The organism is Leptospira kemamanensis (assembly GCF_004769665.1).
GTDB classification, from domain to species: domain Bacteria; phylum Spirochaetota; class Leptospiria; order Leptospirales; family Leptospiraceae; genus Leptospira_A; species Leptospira_A kemamanensis.
In genome coordinates, this window is the sequence record NZ_RQGG01000019.1 from 72,544 (window position 1) to 91,499 (window position 18,956).

Below are 18,956 nucleotides of genomic sequence, written 5' to 3' on the forward strand. Positions count from 1 at the left end.
AACAATTTTTTTTTAGTCTTCGTCTGCTCCTTCTTCTTTTCCAAAACCATACACGTCCCCTCTAAAACGAACTTTCCTGTTGATCCCTGGTTGGATTTTTCCCACTTCAAATGTAAACTTCATCCTTTCCTTTCCCGACCTGTTGAAATAAAAAGAGGATGTGAGGGAGATCTCAATAAAATTTACCATCCGGTCTTTTGCAATTTTATCAGAGATCCGAAATTCGGCAGGGTGGCCAATGATTTCATAGGAATCAAACGTTTCTTTGGATTCCATTTTTCCATAATGTTCCATTCGTGGAGGTTTGTAGAAACTTGGTCCATTTTTTAAAACAGTGATCGTATAATCTTCGCTATCTCTACTTTTTTTAAACTGGAAGATGAGGTGGTCTTCTGTGATGGCATTACAACGCGTAGCCAGTTGTCCTGTTTTACAACCGACATGAAAACTGGCAAAACGCGAGAGTTCATCCACAACTAAATCGTATTTATCACCAGTTTGGACGGGGATAAACCGATCCGATTCTTTACGGAGAAATATGGGATGAATGAATTGGTTGTACACAACAAATCCTAGTCCTAAGACGGAGATGGTTAACACTCCACTGAGGACCAGGACAAAACTATCTAAGATGGCAATGCTTAAATACAAAATTACCTTTTTGTATCAACCTTATGGATATTAGAATCGGGTAGAGGAGTCCTTGTCACAAGAGAAAGTAAATCTTTCACTTCTTCGGGAGAAATGATTTGGTTTAGTTTTTCTTCCAAGGAAGCAGGAGTCGGTTTTAGAACCAAATCCTCTGGTTTTACCTTCGGCTCTGTTTTGGTTTCTGCCTTTACCACTCTTTCGTTTGTTTTTTGGGGGAGAGAATCCTTTCCTTCCTCCGATTGTTTCCCTGTTTGGGTTGGCAAAGTAGGGGGAACGGATTGGTGGACATTCCCTTGGGTGTTGATTGTATTCATAATTCCCAAACCTCCGTGTTCAGGATCGATCTCATTTGAGAAAAAACTTTCCTTTTCCCTCCCTCAGATTTTCGGTCTTTTCCCAGTTCGCTTTAGCGAAAATCGAAGATTTTTTTAGGATTTTTCCGTTTGATTGCCCGCTTTATGGGCGGGAAGCTGGCAGAGATGGAAAATAATTTTAAATCTTGGATGGCTAACCCCATCTCCAAAATCTTCATGGTAACGAATTTCCTATTTGCCGTGTTATTCGTTGTCAGTGTCCCCTCCTTTGTGAAAGAACACATCACCCAAGATGCAGTCAGCATCGGCGGAAAAAAATACGACATTAGCGATGTCAGAGAGTCATCTCCCATAGCGTATTCCAAATTCCAATCTGAATACAAATCCCTACTCAAAAACACATTTGGAGAATTTGCGCAGGACAAATTATTTGAACTGGTTGCTAAAGAAAAAAATATAAAACCATCGGATGTTTTAAACGAAGGTTTTGTGGCAAGAGAACCATCTGATGAAGATGTATTAAATGTTTACATGTCCAACAAAGATCAGTTAGGTGGAAAGTCCCTTGCCGAAACTAGAGAAAAAATTGTGGGATTTCTGAAAAACCAACAAGAACAAGAACATAGCAGAAATAAATACAGAGAGATCATTACAAAATACCCAGTGGATTTTCTCATCAAAGAACCAGATATCGTTCGTGTGACGGTAGATGAAAAAAATAATCCAAGTATTGGTCCAAAAGATGCTAAAATCACTGTCATCGAATTTTCAGATTTTGAATGTCCATTTTGCAAACGAAGCCAAGATGTAAACAGACAACTCCGTGAAAAATACAAAGGTCAAATTCGTTGGGTATTCCGCGACTTCCCACTTCCATTTCACCAAGATGCTATGTATGCACATATGGCAGCCAATTGTTCTGTGGAAGACGGCAAGTATTGGGAAGTGTTCAATGTTTTATTTGAAAACAGTGGTAACTTAGGTAAATCCAATGTGGATTCCCTTGTTCTAGGAACAGGAGTTTCCAAAGCAAAATACCAAAATTGTATGAGAGACCAAAGAAAATTAAAAAGCGAAATCGAAGCCGATATCCAAGATGGTCAGAAAGTGGGTGTCAGCGGAACTCCTGCTTTTTTTATCAATGGGATCTTTGTTTCAGGTGCCTTACCATTTGAAAGCTTTGATGAGATCATCCAAAAAGAATTGAAACAATAATGATTGATTAACAAAGAAAAGGAAAAATAATATGAGCAAAAAAGTAAAAGTTGCTGTAACAGGTGCTGCCGGACAAATCGGATACGCACTCTTATTTCGTATCGCTTCAGGACAAATGTTTGGACCTGACACAGCCGTAGAACTCCAGTTATTGGAATTAGAGCAAGCTCTTCCTGCAGCCAAAGGTGTCATTATGGAATTGGATGATTGTGCTTTCCCTTTACTCGAGAAAGTCACTGTCACTTCTAGTTTAGATGAAGCGTTCCGAGACATCAACTGGGCACTTCTTGTTGGATCTGTTCCAAGAAAAGCTGGAATGGAAAGGGGAGACCTTCTAAAAATCAATGGTGGTATTTTCACAACGCAAGGAAAAGCGATCGAAAAAAATGCAGCAAGTGATGTAAGAGTTCTCGTTGTAGGTAACCCTTGTAACACAAACGCTCTCATCGCGATGAACAACGCAAAAGGTGTTCCGTCTGACAGATGGTTTGCGATGACAGGCCTTGATGAAAATCGTGCCAAAACTCAATTAGCACAAAAAGCGGGAGTTCTTGTAAAAGATGTATCCAATGTTGCAATTTGGGGAAACCACTCGGCAACACAATACCCTGACTTTTACAATGCAAAAATCAAAGGAAAACCAGCAACGGACCTCATCAGTGACGAAGCTTGGTTAAAGGGTGATTTTATCTCTACCGTACAAAAACGTGGTGCGGCCATCATTGCTGCAAGAGGAGCTTCTTCTGCTGCATCCGCTGCCAATGCTGTTGTGGATACAGTGCATAATATTGTGACTCCAACTAAACCAGGAGATTGGTTCAGTGCTGCTTGTCATTCCAATGGTGAGTATGGTGTAGACAAAGGTCTTATCTTTGGTTACCCACTCAAATCCGATGGAAAAAAAGTAGAGATCGTAACAGGTCTTGAAATCAATGCGTTCGGAAAAGAAAAATTTGATATCACTCACAATGAGTTAAAAGAAGAAAGAAACGAAGTAAAAGACATGTTAGGTTAAAAACCAAACAGAAACTCCCTACAGAATTGACTTGTAGGGATTTTTTCTTAATTCGAAGCCCACTTGGTCAAATATTGCAAGTGGGCTTTTTTTATGATTATTTGGTGTCAGAGTTTTGGTATTTCCGAAAAACAAACTAACTGATTTTCGCAGTCTTCATTCCGAATCCATCACTTGGACAAATTGATTTGAGTCTTCGTAAAATGGCAAATGGCCTACTTGGTCAATCACCACTCGTTTCACGTTTGGAAATTCTGCCAATATGGGATCCCAAGTATAATATGGTGCCACTTGGAAGTCGTACTGACCTAAAATGAGTTTTGTCGGAATAAAAACTTTCGATAAATAATCTTCCACTTGGATTTCGGCAAAAACCTTTCCAAATAGATAGTCAAACGCCAGTTTGTTGGTTCTCACTCCTTCCCAAAAGGGTATAGAATTGGTTTTTAGATCATAAAATCCCAAAGCATCTTGGCTTGTGCAATACAATTGGAAAAAATTAGGAAGTCCTTCTGGATATGACTCTATTTGTTTTTGGAACGAGGATTGAAGTTCTTTGTGTTTTACCTTTCGTTCCTCTGATCCCATTCGTTCGAAATACACATCTCGTTCGGCAAGTGGTGCTCCATGGCTTGGGCCTGTGGCAACCATCACAAGTTCACTCACCTGTTTTGGAAATCTGGCCGCATAGGTAAGTGCCATATATCCGTGTCCTGAGTGACCAAGGACTGTGCAGGTTGGAATTTCCAAATAGTCTTGGAAATAGGCAAAATCGGAAAGGATGGACTCTAAGTGGTAAAGGTTTTCCGACTCTTCTCTTGGGGAGATCTGTTTAGCAAATCCTCTGTGATCCACAATGGTGATGTTGTAACGAGAAAAAAGAGACTCTCGGATCACTCTTGGATAATATAAGGCACTGCCGAGCCAAAACAAATGGGGCCCCTCTATATGATTCCTTGCAACTAAAAACGAAAATCCATCTCGTTCGATAGTTAGGTATTTCCACTCCATAACATTCCCTCATTTTTTTATTTGATTCCAGTTTGCCTTTTGTAAAAAGCTAGATAGTTGCAATATACAACTATATGGTTGTAGTCTGCAACTAAAAAACTTGCAAAATTTTCTAGAGTGATTTTCCCTTGAGAAATGAATGAGATTTTATCTTTTTTAGGCATCCAATTGAGTGAAACCTTACTTCTCATGCGAAAATTTCTCTCCAATGAATTTGAATCCCAAAAGATAGGGATGCGGTTTGAAGATTGGATTCAACTTTTCCCCTTGATGGAAAAAGAAAGTACAAACCAAAAAAGTCTGAGTGACAGGTTAGGAAAAGACAAAACCACCATTTCACGGTTAGTGGATGGTTGGGTGAAAAAAGGTTGGGTGAAACGAACACAAAACAAGGAAGACAAACGGATTGTGTTTTTAAAATTCACAACCAAAGGAAAATCCATTTGGGAGAAGGGAATCCCTGTGGTGAGAGGGGCCGATGAGGTGTTTAAACGGAATTTGAGTGTTGAAAACGAGAAGGAATTATTTTTACTACTGTTTAAGATTCAATCTGGCGTTCAGTTTTCAGAAACAAAAAACGTTCTTTCTTAGAACTATCCAAAATCCGTTTTGGGGAGAGAAATCCCATCGACAACGCCAATGATTCCAAATCTTGTATGTATGATGGATGGGTTTCCAAAAGGAACCAACCACCTGGTTTTATGCGTTGTTTGGCGGAGGAAAAAAGACTGCGGTGAAAGCCAATGATGTCTGATACAAATAAAGCCAAATGTGGTTCATAGTCTAACACATCAGGCATAATGTCCTCTTTTTCCGATTCAGGAATGTAAGGAGGATTGGAGACAATCACTTCAAATTGTAAATCATTTGGGAGTGATTCATCTAAATTGCTTACATAGAACTGAATATCTGTTAGGTTATATTTTTCTGCATTTAGTTTGCTTGTGCCAATGGCTTTTTCTGAAATATCGGATAATACAACTGTATTTGGTTTTAACAGTTGTGCTAAACTGATCCCAATACATCCACTTCCCGAACACAAATCCCAAATTTGAATTCCCTCTGGAAATTCTTCTTTTAGTGTTTCTTTTTGTTTGAATAGATAATCAACCAGTTCTTCTGTTTCAGGCCTTGGAATGAGAACATCTTCCGAGACAAAATAATCAAATTGGTGAAATCCTTTTTTCCCAGTGATATATGCGACAGGTTTTCGTTTGCTTCGTTCTACAATTCGTTCCCGATACAAATCGATTTCTTTTTGAGAAAGGGGCATTTCAAATTGAGAATAGAGTTTGATGCGGGGAAGGTCAAGTAGGTCAGAGAGAAGCCACTCCGCATCCACACGAGGGTTCGGAATTTCTTTTTTTTCGAGAAATTCGGTAGATCGTTTGAGATAATACAGTAAGGTTCCTGGTTGTTCCGCCATAATCTTTGCCCCCAACAGGATTCGAACCTGTGTCCCCAGTTTAGGAAACTAGTGCTCTATCCACCTGAGCTATGGGAGCTTTTACGTAGGTTTACGTTTCTGATTCACTATCCTTTGGAAATCAGAGATATTGTGAATAACAATTTTGTCCGGGTAGAGGTCAAGTTTTCCAGTTTTTACATATTGCATGAGGACTTTTTGGACTTCGCCCACAGGTTGGGCACACCAATTAGCGATGTCATCTACCGTAGCCGAAAGGATGATTTCGTTATAAACATCATTATTGTATTGCTTCTCGTATAACATCACAAAGACGTCACATACTTTTCCTACAATGTCATCCATAAGTAAGATCATCAGGCGTCTTTTTTGGTCATAAATACGGAAGGAAAAAATATGTAATAATTTCATCGCAAGAGCAGGGTTTTTTGTCATCAGCATCTCAAAGTTTGCACGATTGAAATTGAGGGCTTTGACTTCTGTGACCGCAATGGCAGTGGCAGACCTGGGTTGTTCTTCTAAAATAGCCATCTCTCCTAAGATATCACCTGCTTCTAAAACATCTAAGGTTTTTATGCTTGTTCCAATGGTTTTTGTGATTTTGACTTTTCCTTCTTTGATGAGGTAAAAATCATTCCCAGGTTCATATTCACAAAATAAAACTTCGTTTGGTTGGAAGACCTTTCCAAATTTTCCAAACATTGCTTCTAACATTTGGTCGTTCACTATCTTCCTCCTTTGAGTTTGGATTTGGCATCTTCTGAGATACTGTCATCCATCGGAGGCATTTGTGTTACTTTTTGGAAAAGTTGTTTTGCTTTTTCTTTGTCCCCTGAGGCTTCCGTAGCAAGAGCCAAATGGTAAAGGTTCTCTTTGAGCAGTAGTCCTTTTGGGTAACGTTTGATAAAATTAGAAAAATGAGAAATGGCACTTGGATAGTCTTTGGATTTAAAACTAGATTTTCCCATGTAAAAAAGAGAATTTTCCACAAACTGTTCTTCTTCTTGGGTAACGGAGTCAGTGCGTTCCGAAACCATTTTAAAGAGAGCAATGGCATCCGCATACTTTCCTGCATTCATGAGAGTTGATGCTTTGTCATACTGAGAAAGGATGGAGTTAGGATCCACACTGGATGTTGTGCTTGAGGCAGGCACTGCCATAGTTTTTAACATCTCTTGCAGTTTGCCCGTTTGAGATCCTGGTTCTGGTTTGTAAACTAACTCTTGTATGGTGAGAGGGAATGGTGTTTTTTTACGAGCCAAATCGATGAGTTGTTTGGCACGGTCTATGTACATTCCGTCCGGATAATGTTGGATGTATTTTTCAAAAGCATATGCTGCGTGTTCGAAGTTTCCATTTTTATAAAATACTTCGGCCACATTCATGAGTTCAAACGCAGGGTTCTTTGCTTCCCCTTGTCCGAGGATTTCCCTAACTTGTCTGTGCACTTGCCGCAGTTGGCTTGAGAACACTTTGAGCATTTTGATGATGAGATGGGTTTTGTCTGAGACAAATTTTTCGAATTCGGGCACTTTGAAGACAAGAACTGTCGCCGCTCCGATCACTTGTGCCGTTTCTTCTCTGGGATAACGACCAATGGCACTCTTTACACCGAAAAACTCACCGAGTTTGACATCCTCTTTGAGTTCCACACCATTGATATTGGTATAAGTTAGTACAACTCGGCCTTTTTGTAGTACAAAGATATCCTCTGCCTTATCTTTCTCGAAGTAGACAATCGAACCACCTTTGTAATTTCGTACTATAGGACCTGACAACTCATCCCTCGCTTGGGCTTCATTTTCAAAAATTAGGTAAAAAAGCCAAACTCTTTTTGTAACCGACACTGTCAGAAACTTGTTTCATGAGTTTTTTTGGCGAACCTGCTACCAACATGTTTTTCCCATCGATCGAAAATTCTTCTGTACCCAATCCAAACTCTTGGAAGAGTGACAAAAATTCAACGGATCCATAAATAGGATAACCATCAATCACAACCAAATCAATGTGTTTCCAATTTAAATCGGATACATTCAGTTCAGAAGATTTTTTTCCATCATTCACAACCACAAAATCACAACTCAGACCAGGCATAAGAGAATTTGGATTTCCCTTTCGAAATGCTTTTCTTGGATTTTCCGTAATCATTTGGAATAATGTTTCTTCGGGTAACTCTTCACCGTATAATCCAAAATAAATGGATTTTGCTGTTTTTAGTTCCTCTAATAAATGATTGGATCCACTTGGGGAAGAATCTGTCCCCAAACAAACGTTAACTCCTCTTTCTAAAAAGAGTTTGATGTTGGTAGTTTTACCAAAGATATGAAGGTTAGAAGTAGGGCACCAAACAACTGAGGCGGCTTTTTCTGCGATTTTATCTGCTTCTTTTGGACCAAATGGCAAACAATGGACTAAAACAGAATGAGGCCCTAGAGCATCCATCTTTTCTAACATACGAAGTGATTGTTTAGAATCATCATCTAATCCTTCTGCAAGATGAGTCACAAAAGGAAGGTTTGCATGTTCTGCCATTCGGTATTCTAATGCAGGACCTTCTCCCCAATTCAAACTATAATTTCCTACCGAATGTGCTAAGCTATAATCGGAAATCAATTTGACTGGTAAAATTCCACGGAATGGATTTTGAACAAAATGAGGAATGTGATCGAAGACAGATGTGACACCTGCAAATAGATTTTTATAAGCACCTAAGTAATATAAAATTTCAGGATCAATTTGTTGGCGTTCTGCAAAGACACCTGAACTTTTATACAAATTATCATAGGATAACCAAGATAGGTGTTTTTCTGTTCCACCTACTTTGGGTAAGTAACTAGCAAGAAGATGGTCGTGAGAATTGATAAAACCTGGATAGAGTTTTTTTCCAACTAAGGAAATGGTAAACATTTCTTTGTTAGTAGGAATGGAGGACTCCATCTTTGTGATTTTTTCTCCAGAAAAAAGCAAATCCATGGTTTCCATTTTTCCATTCTGATAAAGGGATGCTGATTGTAGTAGAATGGGTCTTGTCATTCAGCGCCCCGTTCTAAAACCAATTCGGGATTTAAAATGGATTTGTTTTGGTTGATTTGAAAATAAAGTCCTTTGTCTTTGGCAAGGATTCCCAATCGATCTTTTGTTTTCACTTGTTGTCCTTCTGTGACTTGAATCCTTTCTAAATTTCCATAAACCGAATAGAGTCCATTTTCATGTTCCAAAATCACAAAATTTTCATACCCATCCATGTAATCCGCGTGAACTACTTTCCCACTGGCGCTTGCTCGAACGAGAGAGGAATTTCCTCTACGGAATTGTATGCCTTTGTATGGGTCATAGGTGAGTTCAGAGAATTTTTTTTGCACTTTTTCTTTGGGATGAAGAGGATAAGCGAATCGTTCCTTTACCTTGGTATCTGCAGAAAGGGTGATGGATTCTTTGGAACCGGGAATTCGTAATTTTTCGTTTTCGTATAAATTTTCTGTGATGGTCCTTCCGTTTAACTTTGCCAAGGCATCGGGAGATACCTTCATTTTGCGGGCAATGCCATACCAAGAATCACCTTTCATGACTCTGTATGTAGTCGGAGGAATGGATTTGGGATTTTGTTTGGAAACAAGGGGAAAACCAATCCAAAAGAAACAAAATAGAAGGGTAAGAAGGTGTTTTCGCATACAATCCCTAAGGCAAGTATCGACATGAAAAAGAGAGAGGGCAATAAAAAAGGCGGGAGAACCCGCCTTTTCCAAAGAGAACAAAACTAAAAAACGAAGTTTTACTCTTCGTCTTTGTTGTTGACTTTGTATTTTTTCATCAGCTCTTCTGCTACGTTTCTTGGAACAGGAGCATACTTGGAGAATTCCATAGCAAACTCTGCTTTTCCTTGGGTAGAAGAACGAAGCACAGTAGAGTATCCAAACATATCAGCAAGAGGAACTTCTGCTTCAATTTTAGCATAACCGTTCTCTTCAGTTGTGTTTAAGATCATACCACGTCTTTGGTTTACAGACGCAAGGATCGCACCTTGGAATTCTGTTGGTCCTTCTACTTCTACGCGCATGATTGGCTCGAGGATGATGGGTGCCGCTTTGGAAAAACCTTGGCGGAATCCGTAACGAGCTCCAATCTGGAATGCCATATCAGATGAATCCACATCATGGTAAGCACCATCATTGATTACACAACGAACTCCGATGATAGGGAATCCGATGAGAGATCCTCTCTCTAAACAAGAACGGAAACCTTTATCACAAGATCCGATGTATTCGCGAGGGATGGATCCACCCACGATTTTATCTACGAATTCGTAATCTTTTCCTTCTTCTTGTGGGATTGGTTCAATGTAACCAGCCACACGAGAGAACTGACCTTGACCACCCGTTTGTTTTTTATGAGTGTAATCAAATTCTGCTGATTTTGTGATGGTTTCACGGTAAGCTACTTGCGGTGCTCCCGTTACTAAATCCACACCATACTCACGTTTCATCCTTTCGATGTAAACTTCAAGGTGGAGTTCTCCCATCCCTTTGATGATGGTTTGGCCAGATTCTTTATCAATTTCTGTTTGGAAGGTTGGGTCTTCTTTTGTGAATCGGTTGAGAGCCTTCGCAAGGTTTGGAAGTTGTTTTGACTCTTTACATTCGATGGTTAAAGAGATCACCGGATTCGGAACAAACATAGACTCCATCGTGAGTTTTGTTTTTCCATCAGTGAATGTATCCCCTGATGCACAATCGATACCAAATAGAGCAACGATATCTCCCGCTTCCGCTTTGGAAATATCTTCCATTTCATTGGAGTGCATACGAACAAGACGACCAATGTTGTGGCGTTTGTTGTTAGATGAATTGTAAATCGTCATCCCTTTTTCGAGTCTACCTTGGTAAACACGAACGTAAGTTAACTGACCGTAACGTCCGTCTTCCAATTTGAAGGCAAGACATACTAATGGTTTTTCTGGATCAGAATCCAAAATGAGTTCGTTTTCTTCGTTTCCAATCTCTTTTGCTGTGTTTTCTACATCATAAGGAGATGCAAGGTAGTCTGCTACTCCATCCAGAAGTCTTTGAACTCCTTTATTTTTGAAGGCAGAACCCATAAACACAGGAACAAATTTAAGTGCAAGAACACCGCGACGGATTGCTTCTTTGACACGAGCTTCAGAAGGAGTTCCTTCTAACATCTCTTCTGTGAGTTCGTCACTGAAGAGTGACACTGCATCGAGAAGGGCCTCACGTTTTTCGTTCGCTTGGTCTTTTAGTTCCTCTGGGATGTCAGTGATTTTGATATCTTGTCCGTTAGGACCTTCAAAATAATACGCTTTCATTTCCACGAGGTCTACAATCCCTTTCAGATCGTTTTCGAGTCCGATAGGAAGTTGTACAGCGTGGGCATTGAGGTGGAGTTTTTCACGGAGTTGATCGATCACTCTCCATGGGTTTGCACCTGTTCTGTCGAGTTTGTTGATAAAGGCAACACGTGGAACGTTGTAACGTTTCATTTGGCGGTCAACGGTGATAGACTGAGACTGAACTCCCGCTACACCACAAAGAACCATAATCGCCGAGTCAAGGACACGAAGGGAACGTTCTACTTCGATCGTGAAGTCTACGTGGCCCGGAGTATCAATGATGTTGATCGTGATGTCTTTCCAAGTGGCATACGTTGCCGCTGACTGGATCGTGATCCCTCTTTCTCTTTCGAGGTCCATACTGTCCATAGTGGCACCCACACCGTCTTTTCCACGTACTTCGTGGATGGCGTGGATTTTGTTCGTATAAAATAAAATACGTTCAGTAAGAGTTGTCTTTCCAGAGTCAATGTGGGCAGAGATTCCGATATTACGGATTCTATCCAATTTAGGGTCGCGTTTAGTTTCTGTCGCAGAGGTCATATTTTCCTCAAAAATAAGGTTAAAGTTGAATTGATTCTACCAAAATCTGAGATGGACTGCGTTTGTAAAGTACTTGGGATTTTTGCTTAGAGGGAAAATCCTGGAGAAAGTAGAGAATAGGGAAATATGCCAATCGCTCGTTTCAAACGATTTTTTAAAACCTTGTCATTTGCCCGTGTGGTATGTCTGGGTTTTTTTGCGGCCATTATTTTTGGCTCCCTTGCCCTCTATATTTCTGAGGAGGCGGAGTTGTCGTATGTGGATAGTCTCTACCTCTCGGCTTCCTCGATTTGTGTGACGGGTCTTTCTCCCGTCCCCCTTTCGGGACTCAACCATTCCACCCATTGGATCATGTTATTTCTCATCCAACTGGGGGGCCTCGGAATCATCAGTTTTACCGTGATCGTTGGATTTCTCATCTCCAAAGGGATTTCTAGAAATGCGCGCTTTAATGCCTTTGTCGGTGCGGCCATCGACACCCAAGCGGAAACGGAGTCATTGGAAACCAATGAAGTGAACCGGATTTTGCTTTCGGTCATCAACATCTCTTTCACACTCGAAATCTTAGGAGCCATCGGTTTGTATCTTCACATGCCAGAAGGTGTGGAAGGGGAAAATACTCGTTGGTTTTATTCTCTTTTTACAGCTGTCTCTTCTTTTAATAATGCTGGTTTTTCGATCACGGATGATTTAAGTGCACTGCGTCTGGATCCATTTTCCCTCTATATTGTTTCTGGACTTGTGATCTTTGGAGGGATTGGATTTCCTGTGATCATATTACTGGAAAAGATTTTACTTACTATTTTTGTTCGTATTGTTTACCGGATTGAAGTCCTCGCAGAGACCTTGATGATGGAGAAAGCATTAAAAACTGGAAATGTACCACGGTTTTTATTATTACCAGCTCAGTTTTCTGCCATATTAGAAAATCGAATCGAAGAATATAACAAACACTTACGAGGAGAAACAACTCGGATCCAATCCAAGCTGTTGGTGTACGGATCGTTCGCTTTACTTCTTTTTGGTTTTGTTGGAATCTATTTTTTAGAAAGAAGTAATCCTCATACATTTCATAATTTAGAATTTGTGGATAAAATTTCGAATGCGTTTTTTATGTCGGTATGTTCTAGAACAGCTGGTTTTTCCACGATGGACTTAGGCCATTTGAATGATGCCACTGTCATCATTATCACCGTACTCATGTTTATCGGTGGTGGTCCCCAAGGAACAGCAGGTGGTATTAAAATTACCACCTTTGTTTTGTTACTCGCGTATTTAAAAAACGTAATCCAACCCTCCAAACCAGTCATGTTATTCGGAGAAACGGTATCCAAAAATTCCGTGGCAGTTGCGATTCGAGTTTATTTTTTAGCAACGGTTTCTCTTGCATTTGTATTCATTTTACTCGGGATTTTAGACCAAAATCAACATTCCTTACATGTGATTTTCTTTGAATTGATTTCTTCCTTTTCCACTGTTGGTTTTAGTTTGAATCTAACTTCCCAATTAGGTGATATTGAAAAACTATTTTATGCAGCAGTGATGTATGTAGGACGTGTTGGAATTTTTACGGTTCTCATTGCGGCAACCGGCCATTCTGGTGTTCCAAAAATGGGAACGGTGGATGACGGCGTAAAAATCCAAGTTGGGTAAAATGGAACAAAAAAGCAGTTTTAGTAATTTTAGGTACAAGAAGGATTGGTAGTTGTGAAAATGACGTTCAAAGATATTTTGCTTTCGAAGTGGAAATCCCCAAATCTGAGCCCAGAAGAAACTCAGTTTGAGGCAGAAAAAAAAGAAAAGAAACATAAACTAAATCAAATGGAATCTCGATTGGAGACTCTTGAGATTCTGATTTCCAATGATAAATTAGAAGATGCAAATATTTTGATGAAATACCTTGTGTATGATTTGGTAAATTACTACCAATCTCTCAAAGGAAACAAACAAATCCCTTGGGACGGGGATTTGTCTACGTTTGTGATCCCTGAATCGAAAACAAAAGCATTTCAGTTCCTTTCTACCTATACAAAAGAAGAGATCACCGACGAATCGAAGTTCAACGATCTTTTCGAGTTTTGCCTATCGACCTATGATTTTTTAGTGAAGGAATCCAAAACAGAGTTTAAATCCAAATGGTTCACAAGTTTGGATCATTTTAAATCCATTCGTAAAATTCGTATCATCTTCATCACGTCTGTCCTTTCTTTGACTCTGTTTGGTGTTTTTTATTACCAATACAAATTCCCAGTGATGAAAGACCAATCCATCAAACTTTATAGTTTTGCCGACAAAGACCACCCACAAACATCGGAGTCGGCTATGGTTTCCTTACCTGTATCCAAACAAAAAATTGGGGAATGGAATGAGTATGAATTTACCTTACCGGAAACAATGGCAAAATTTGGTGGGATTCGGATTGATCCGTTAGAACAAAGAGGGATTCATTTTGTTTTGGATGAGTTTCAAATTTTGGATGGTAAAGGGAAAAGCTTATATACCAAAAAAATCGTCGTAAGCCAAAACCTTCTCCCAGAAGATTACCAAGACTTTTTGAAAATCACTGATATCAAAACGGCAGGCAAACAACAACCTGGGGAACTTGTGGAAATGGTGACCACCGGTAGAGATCCACAAATTCTTTTGGTTTTCCCACAAGTGGAAGGTGCCAAAACAATTAAGATGAAGATGAAATACATCGAAGCACATAAATTGAAGAAAAAATGATATATCTATACCTAAAACTAATGAGGATCCCGCAGTGGATCAAAAATGTGATCTTATTTGCGGGACTGATTTTTTCAAAACGAATTTTTGATGTCCCATCTCTAACAAAAGTTTGTTTGGCGTTTTTGTTTTTTTCTTTGGTGGCAAGTTGTCAGTATGTATTCAACGATTTTCTCGACCAAAAAGAAGATGCAACACATCCTGAAAAAAAACACAGACCTCTTGCCAGTGGTGACTTAGATTCTGGGATCGCCCTTGCCATTACAGGGGTAATTTTACCCATTGCTCTCATTGGTTCTTATAAACTTTCTCCCATTTTCTTTTATCTCACGATCTTTTATTTATTATTCAATATGTTGTATAGTAAGGTTTTAAAACATATTGTAATCTTAGATGTAATGAGTATCTCCATTGGGTTTGTACTTCGTGCGATTGCGGGTGCCGTTGTCATTGGTGTTGAGTTTTCCCATTGGTTGTTACTTTGTACTTTTATGTTAGCTCTATTCTGGGGATTTTCCAAACGAAGAGGGGAAATCAATATCCTGAAAAACGAGGCAGGCAAACACCGAAAAATTTTAGAAGAGTATTCGATTGAATTTTTGGATTTGATGATGGCGGTTGTTGCCACTTTAACTCTTGTTAGTTATGTGATGTATACAGTGAGTCCAGAAACGGCCAAAAGTTTAGGAACACCTTATATGGTGTATACAGTGCCGATTGTGGTCTATGCGATTTTTCGTTCTCTCTATATTATCTACATCAAAAATATGGGCCATAACCCAACAAGGGCCATTCTGACAGATGTCAGTGTTCTTGTTTCGGGTGTGATTTGGTTAATACTCATCTTATTTTTAATGTTTGGGAACTTATCGGGCCAATCACCAGTCTACCAGTAGAGATGATGAAATTCTGGAAACAGTTGCCTTATGGTTGGAAGGTCGTATTTGCCTTTGTTTTCTTTTTTTCAACGACCCTGGGCTTTGCCTATTTCAAAGCAAGAGATACAAGACCTAGTATCCCAATAGAAGCCTTAGCGACCACTCCAACGGAGGCCAATTCCTGGAAAGGCCATCCCAAGGTAGTCTATTTTTGGGCGACTTGGTGTACGGTTTGTAAGGCCTACGCCCCCATCCTCGAAGCCAATTTGAAGTTTTTGCCAAAAGATACGATGTTTTTGTCGGTTTTGGAATCTGAGGATTCGGACGAGATGAAAGAGATGTTTGCCAATCTTTCTAAAGATAGTTCTCGTCCCCTATACACAGCAGACTATCGGATGTTAAAAGAGTGGAGGGTTTCTGCTTATCCCACTACCTTATTTTTGAATGGAGAGGGAAAGGTTGTATTTGCCGATTCTGGAATTCTGAGTCCCATTGGATTTTGGATCCGCACTTTTCTTTTGCGATTCTTTTAAAATGTCGATAGTATAACATGGACTCGAGCTTCAAACCCAAGCCACTTTTAAATAAGTCGGAACTTCGCCAAATCAAACGAAGTAAAACCAGGGTTGAAGGAAAAAAAGTCATCACTGATGACGTCAAAAAACTAAAGTCCCTCAAAGTCACTCCCGAACTCAGTTTCCAAGAATCCATCGACTATTACAAAGAACCAATTTGGATTGAATATTACATTCCCAAAGAATCCAGATTTGCTTTCGAAACCAAATATCTATTTATTTACCTTGTGGATCCAGAGGTCACAGAAGAATCCTCTGACAAAGCAAGAAAAGAAGCCAAGGAAAAAGGTGAGATTGTAGACATCTTTGCGTATATGGAATCGAACCCTGAGTCCATCCGCCTCATTGAAGATTCCTATCATTCCACAATGTCGATGCATGAAACCATTCATCATATCTATCGTAACTACAAAGAAACTGGTGCAACCGAAGATTTAAAAACTGCTTGTTACTTAACTGAAGCACTTCTTAAATATGAACCCACCATTGCAGGTCTTACTTACTTTCGAGATTATAGTATCTATAATTTGAATTATTGGATTCGTACCCTCAATCGTTTGAAAATTGATTTTGCCTTAGAAGATGCAACTGTGTCACTTCTCATCAAACGGAGGAACGAACTTTGGGAATTAGAAGGGCGAGAGGAAGATGAGGACTTTGATTTACTAGCAGCTTTATTTTTTGAACAAGCTTTTCCTAACCGTGGGGCAGGGGAACTTTCCAGTGATGATATGTTGTTATTTGAATGAAGAATTCACTAAAAAAAGATATCTCTCCCTAGCTAAAACTTATAATCCAAAATTATATGGATTATATTACTGATAACCAACGAAACAAATCGATGCAATGGAAAAGTTCCGTATGTTCTGGAATTGCCGATACAATCGTTGTTTCACTGATTTTCATCGAGACTGGAATCCGTTTTTCTTGAAAGGTAAAACTCAGTTTGGAAAGAGCCTGGGAAGATTCTTTCCAATATTTCCTTTCACTTGTTTCTTCCGACATTGGAAAACTATCTAAAAATACTTTCCAAAACTCATTTCCGCCAATCAGCACTTCCGAAATACTACTCATTCCCATCTTGAGATCTCTATACAAATGTTCTTTGTTAAAATCTTTGATTCCGATGGAAAGAAATGGCTTTTCATTTTTTATTTTTTGCAAAGTAGGAACAAGAGTTTTTGCATCCAACATGTCCCAATCCAAAATTAAAACATGACAAGGGCCGACTAACAATCTTTTGACTAAAAATTCGGGATTGGCTTCTGCATAAACCTGATATCCTAATGATTTTAAAAATTTCAAAATGTTTTGGTCGAAGGTTGGATTTTTCGTGCAAACAATCCATGTTAATTTTTTTTCAGGTAATGGACGAATGGGAAGGCTATGGATTTGGGAAAAAGCCTTGTCCCAAAGTAAGGAAACTCCCGTTTTTTGATAGGAATCTTTTTCTTCTTTGGTAAACATTCCGCATAAGATTGGTTCTATGCTCCAATCTAATAGTTCTTTTGTTAGTTCCGATGTTGGTTTGGCAAAAACTTTGATGGAATCAGGAAAGTCTTTCCAGTTTTTGTTTGTACATTCTTTCACTACGAGTCCATTCACTTGTAACCAAGAAATTAAAAGTTCTTTTTCTCGTTCTGGAAGTTGTGTCAAAACGGCACCGAATAGTGAGTCCATACGATTGTATTTTAGTTGACCCCCTAGGCTTGAAAGTCATTTTAAAAAGCATCTCCAATGAAGCTCCTCAAGCGATACGCCAACCGCCGACTTTATGATCCAGAAACTAGTTCTACTATCACTCTGGAAGATGTGGCAAAGATGATCATTGGAGGAGAAGAAATCAAAGTCCAAGACAATTTATCAGGGGAAGACATCACACCCAAGATCCTCGGACAAACCTTTCTCAAAGTGAGCCTTGGACAACGAAACGAAGATTTTTCCAATTTTATGTTAACGGCACTCATTCGGGAAACTGGCCGCGATATTTCTGGTCTTTTTGAACGTCTAGTCCTCGGCGGAATTGGTGCCAACTACCTCACCCGCGAACGATTGGAGAAAATTGTCAATTCCATGGTGGAACTTGGGGAATTGAAGGAAGTGGATTTTAGCCTCTACCGAGAGGATTTACTACGCAAAATGGCTTCCCGCGCGAGTGAAAAAAAGGAACAAATCCAAAAGGATTTGGAAAAATTCAGCCAATCCATTTTGGAAGAAGACAAGGCAACCTTAGGCGACCTTTCCGAAAAATTAAAAGAAGTCGCAGAAAAATTAAAAGAAAATTAACCAAAATCGGTTACACTATTCTCCACTTTCAGGGGGGAATGAATGAAATTCCAATATGTTCTGTGTCTCTTTTTTTTGTTATCGCTAGGATTGTATTCCGAACAAAACGATGTCTTTTTTGAAACACAAAGGAAACGATTAAATTCCTCAGACATTTTTGAAATCAGAGATGCCATTGATCGATTAACATTCATTAAGTCTAATAGAGGTGTTCGTGACATTCTTTCTGCCTTGGAAGGAACACCCAATTTTCCAACAAGTGAAACCAATGCACCTGCGGTTAAATTTTATGCTGCCAAAGCTTTGGCCAAAAAAGGAGATAAAATCGCGGTCCCTGTTCTCATCAAAACCTTCCAAAAAGAATCACCAAATCTTGTAGAACACAACGTCACAAAACCAAGAAAGATCAGTGATGGAGTTTCTGGCCGCCATTCCAATTCTAGTCCTTATTTTTATGAAGATGGGGAGATTTCAATGGTATTGGCTTGTGGTGAGATCTTACGGGCATTAGGTTCTCTGACCTTTTCAGAGGCAACGGAAACTACCCTCAAACAAGCTTTGGCACACCCCAATTTTTATATCCGAAGTTCTTCTGCGGATGCCATGTACGAATCGAATCGCAAAGAATTTTTATCCACACTTTCGGAAAGTCTTGGAAAAGAACAAAATCCTTATGCAAAAATATCCATGCTTTCTGCCATCGTTGGGATAGAACGACTTCCTAACCAAAATTTTAGGACAGTGACAGAAACACTTTCCGATATTGATCCCGAAGTTCGAAAAAAGGCTTCTGAAGCCTTACGTCGATTGGACCTTCGTATTGCAGCACCTTACTTGGAAAAGGCGATTCAAGTAGAAAACCACCCCATTGTTTTATCACAAATGAAAGAAGATTACTCTTACCTAATTTCATTTCGTAACCCGTAAAGATCCATGAATTCATTGTGGACAAATCTAGATTTTTTTTA

General features: G+C 39.4%; 20 protein-coding genes and 1 tRNA gene. 10 read left to right on the forward strand and 11 right to left on the reverse strand.

The genetic code is table 11. The features are described from left to right. Positions 1-12: 12 nt before the first annotated feature. Together EHQ59_RS07930 and EHQ59_RS07935 are read right to left on the reverse strand one after the other, a co-directional pair. Complete coding sequence (locus EHQ59_RS07930) at positions 13-651, reverse strand: hypothetical protein (protein WP_135619052.1); 639 nt, start codon at positions 649-651, stop codon at positions 13-15. Positions 652-653: 2 nt separating this feature from the next. Next, on the reverse strand, positions 654-965 hold the full coding sequence (locus tag EHQ59_RS07935; RefSeq protein ID WP_135619054.1) for a hypothetical protein: 312 nt from the start codon (positions 963-965) through the stop codon (positions 654-656). 165 nt (positions 966-1,130) lie between these two features. On the opposite strand from EHQ59_RS07935, the gene EHQ59_RS07940 reads away from it, so the two are divergent. After that, a complete protein-coding gene (locus EHQ59_RS07940; RefSeq protein ID WP_135619056.1) occupies positions 1,131-2,180 on the forward strand; it encodes a DsbA family protein in 1,050 nt (349 codons plus the stop codon). Between the two features lie 31 nt (positions 2,181-2,211). Further along, positions 2,212-3,195 carry a malate dehydrogenase gene (locus tag EHQ59_RS07945; RefSeq protein ID WP_135619058.1) on the forward strand — a complete coding sequence of 328 codons (984 nt, stop codon included), beginning with the start codon at positions 2,212-2,214 and terminating at the stop codon, positions 3,193-3,195. A gap of 156 nt (positions 3,196-3,351) precedes the next feature. Here EHQ59_RS07945 and EHQ59_RS07950 read toward each other — a convergent pair whose 3' ends face one another. Continuing rightward, the gene (locus EHQ59_RS07950; RefSeq protein ID WP_135619061.1) at positions 3,352-4,206 is read right to left on the reverse strand and encodes an alpha/beta fold hydrolase; all 855 of its coding nucleotides are present in this window, start codon (positions 4,204-4,206) and stop codon (positions 3,352-3,354) included. A 135-nt stretch (positions 4,207-4,341) separates the two neighbouring features. On the opposite strand from EHQ59_RS07950, the gene EHQ59_RS07955 reads away from it, so the two are divergent. After that, positions 4,342-4,797 (forward strand): MarR family winged helix-turn-helix transcriptional regulator, encoded by a 456-nt coding sequence (locus tag EHQ59_RS07955; protein ID WP_135619063.1) that lies wholly within the window; start codon positions 4,342-4,344, stop codon positions 4,795-4,797. On the opposite strand, the gene prmC is transcribed toward EHQ59_RS07955, so the two are convergent. The 7 genes from prmC to fusA all read right to left on the reverse strand — a co-directional run bounded on the left by prmC (position 4,745) and on the right by fusA (position 11,522). Next, entirely contained in the window at positions 4,745-5,632 is an 888-nt protein-coding gene (gene prmC / locus EHQ59_RS07960) for a peptide chain release factor N(5)-glutamine methyltransferase (protein WP_135619065.1), read from the reverse strand. The genes EHQ59_RS07955 and prmC overlap by 53 nt on opposite strands. Positions 5,633-5,638: 6 nt before the next feature. Next, positions 5,639-5,711 (reverse strand) — tRNA-Arg (locus EHQ59_RS07965). Positions 5,712-5,713: 2 nt separating this feature from the next. Next, entirely contained in the window at positions 5,714-6,346 is a 633-nt protein-coding gene (locus tag EHQ59_RS07970) for a Crp/Fnr family transcriptional regulator (protein WP_039928954.1), read from the reverse strand. An 11-nt stretch (positions 6,347-6,357) separates the two neighbouring features. Further along, on the reverse strand, positions 6,358-7,410 hold the full coding sequence (locus EHQ59_RS07975; RefSeq protein ID WP_135619067.1) for a tetratricopeptide repeat protein: 1,053 nt from the start codon (positions 7,408-7,410) through the stop codon (positions 6,358-6,360). A gap of 25 nt (positions 7,411-7,435) precedes the next feature. Continuing rightward, a complete protein-coding gene (locus tag EHQ59_RS07980) occupies positions 7,436-8,665 on the reverse strand; it encodes an amidohydrolase family protein (protein ID WP_135619069.1) in 1,230 nt (409 codons plus the stop codon). Continuing rightward, a complete protein-coding gene (locus EHQ59_RS07985) occupies positions 8,662-9,303 on the reverse strand; it encodes an LIC_10271 family cell wall hydrolase (protein WP_135619071.1) in 642 nt (213 codons plus the stop codon). Before EHQ59_RS07985 ends, EHQ59_RS07980 begins: the two co-directional genes overlap by 4 nt. A gap of 101 nt (positions 9,304-9,404) precedes the next feature. Then, entirely contained in the window at positions 9,405-11,522 is a 2,118-nt protein-coding gene (gene fusA, locus EHQ59_RS07990; RefSeq protein ID WP_135619074.1) for an elongation factor G, read from the reverse strand. Positions 11,523-11,648: 126 nt separating this feature from the next. On the opposite strand from fusA, the gene EHQ59_RS07995 reads away from it, so the two are divergent. Genes EHQ59_RS07995 through EHQ59_RS08015 form a run of 5 tightly spaced genes read left to right on the forward strand, consistent with a single transcriptional unit; the run spans position 11,649 to position 16,451 of the window. Then, a complete protein-coding gene (locus tag EHQ59_RS07995; RefSeq protein WP_135619076.1) occupies positions 11,649-13,175 on the forward strand; it encodes a TrkH family potassium uptake protein in 1,527 nt (508 codons plus the stop codon). Positions 13,176-13,235: 60 nt separating this feature from the next. After that, on the forward strand, positions 13,236-14,249 hold the full coding sequence (locus tag EHQ59_RS08000) for a hypothetical protein (RefSeq protein WP_135619161.1): 1,014 nt from the start codon (positions 13,236-13,238) through the stop codon (positions 14,247-14,249). After that, positions 14,246-15,145: a decaprenyl-phosphate phosphoribosyltransferase gene (locus EHQ59_RS08005; RefSeq protein WP_135619078.1), complete on the forward strand. Its 900-nt coding sequence runs from the start codon at positions 14,246-14,248 to the stop codon at positions 15,143-15,145. Before EHQ59_RS08000 ends, EHQ59_RS08005 begins: the two co-directional genes overlap by 4 nt. A 5-nt stretch (positions 15,146-15,150) precedes the next feature. Further along, complete coding sequence (locus tag EHQ59_RS08010; RefSeq protein WP_135619080.1) at positions 15,151-15,660, forward strand: TlpA family protein disulfide reductase; 510 nt, start codon at positions 15,151-15,153, stop codon at positions 15,658-15,660. Between the two features lie 17 nt (positions 15,661-15,677). Further along, positions 15,678-16,451, forward strand: coding sequence for a hypothetical protein (locus EHQ59_RS08015; RefSeq protein WP_135619083.1), 774 nt, complete (start codon positions 15,678-15,680; stop codon positions 16,449-16,451). A 61-nt stretch (positions 16,452-16,512) separates the two neighbouring features. Here the strand turns inward: EHQ59_RS08015 and EHQ59_RS08020 are convergent, their stop codons facing one another. Next, positions 16,513-17,382: a hypothetical protein gene (locus tag EHQ59_RS08020; RefSeq protein WP_135619085.1), complete on the reverse strand. Its 870-nt coding sequence runs from the start codon at positions 17,380-17,382 to the stop codon at positions 16,513-16,515. Between the two features lie 57 nt (positions 17,383-17,439). Here EHQ59_RS08020 and EHQ59_RS08025 point away from each other — a divergent pair, with 57 nt between their 5' ends. Both EHQ59_RS08025 and EHQ59_RS08030 read left to right on the forward strand, forming a co-directional pair. Then, on the forward strand, positions 17,440-17,988 hold the full coding sequence (locus EHQ59_RS08025) for a polyhydroxyalkanoate synthesis regulator DNA-binding domain-containing protein (RefSeq protein WP_135619087.1): 549 nt from the start codon (positions 17,440-17,442) through the stop codon (positions 17,986-17,988). A gap of 42 nt (positions 17,989-18,030) precedes the next feature. Next, positions 18,031-18,915 carry a HEAT repeat domain-containing protein gene (locus tag EHQ59_RS08030; RefSeq protein ID WP_135619089.1) on the forward strand — a complete coding sequence of 295 codons (885 nt, stop codon included), beginning with the start codon at positions 18,031-18,033 and terminating at the stop codon, positions 18,913-18,915. Positions 18,916-18,956 lie beyond the last annotated feature (41 nt).

Excerpts from the sequence above, each read along its gene's own strand:
- EHQ59_RS07995 (WP_135619076.1), top strand. The coding sequence starts at position 11,649 with ATGCCAATCGCTCGTTTCAAACGATTTTTTAAAACCTTGTCATTTGCC.
- EHQ59_RS08010 (WP_135619080.1), top strand. The coding sequence starts at position 15,151 with ATGAAATTCTGGAAACAGTTGCCTTATGGTTGGAAGGTCGTATTTGCC.
- EHQ59_RS07985 (WP_135619071.1), bottom strand. The coding sequence starts at position 9,303 with ATGCGAAAACACCTTCTTACCCTTCTATTTTGTTTCTTTTGGATTGGT.
- EHQ59_RS07950 (WP_135619061.1), bottom strand. The coding sequence starts at position 4,206 with ATGGAGTGGAAATACCTAACTATCGAACGAGATGGATTTTCGTTTTTA.
- EHQ59_RS08000 (WP_135619161.1), top strand. The coding sequence starts at position 13,236 with ATGACGTTCAAAGATATTTTGCTTTCGAAGTGGAAATCCCCAAATCTG.
- EHQ59_RS08015 (WP_135619083.1), top strand. The coding sequence starts at position 15,678 with ATGGACTCGAGCTTCAAACCCAAGCCACTTTTAAATAAGTCGGAACTT.
- fusA (WP_135619074.1), bottom strand. The coding sequence starts at position 11,522 with ATGACCTCTGCGACAGAAACTAAACGCGACCCTAAATTGGATAGAATC.
- prmC (WP_135619065.1), bottom strand. The coding sequence starts at position 5,632 with ATGGCGGAACAACCAGGAACCTTACTGTATTATCTCAAACGATCTACC.
- EHQ59_RS07935 (WP_135619054.1), bottom strand. The coding sequence starts at position 965 with ATGAATACAATCAACACCCAAGGGAATGTCCACCAATCCGTTCCCCCT.
- EHQ59_RS07940 (WP_135619056.1), top strand. The coding sequence starts at position 1,131 with ATGGAAAATAATTTTAAATCTTGGATGGCTAACCCCATCTCCAAAATC.
- EHQ59_RS07980 (WP_135619069.1), bottom strand. The coding sequence starts at position 8,665 with ATGACAAGACCCATTCTACTACAATCAGCATCCCTTTATCAGAATGGA.
- EHQ59_RS08025 (WP_135619087.1), top strand. The coding sequence starts at position 17,440 with ATGAAGCTCCTCAAGCGATACGCCAACCGCCGACTTTATGATCCAGAA.
- EHQ59_RS08005 (WP_135619078.1), top strand. The coding sequence starts at position 14,246 with ATGATATATCTATACCTAAAACTAATGAGGATCCCGCAGTGGATCAAA.
- EHQ59_RS07970 (WP_039928954.1), bottom strand. The coding sequence starts at position 6,346 with ATGTTAGAAGCAATGTTTGGAAAATTTGGAAAGGTCTTCCAACCAAAC.
- EHQ59_RS07945 (WP_135619058.1), top strand. The coding sequence starts at position 2,212 with ATGAGCAAAAAAGTAAAAGTTGCTGTAACAGGTGCTGCCGGACAAATC.
- EHQ59_RS08020 (WP_135619085.1), bottom strand. The coding sequence starts at position 17,382 with ATGGACTCACTATTCGGTGCCGTTTTGACACAACTTCCAGAACGAGAA.
- EHQ59_RS08030 (WP_135619089.1), top strand. The coding sequence starts at position 18,031 with ATGAAATTCCAATATGTTCTGTGTCTCTTTTTTTTGTTATCGCTAGGA.
- EHQ59_RS07955 (WP_135619063.1), top strand. The coding sequence starts at position 4,342 with ATGAATGAGATTTTATCTTTTTTAGGCATCCAATTGAGTGAAACCTTA.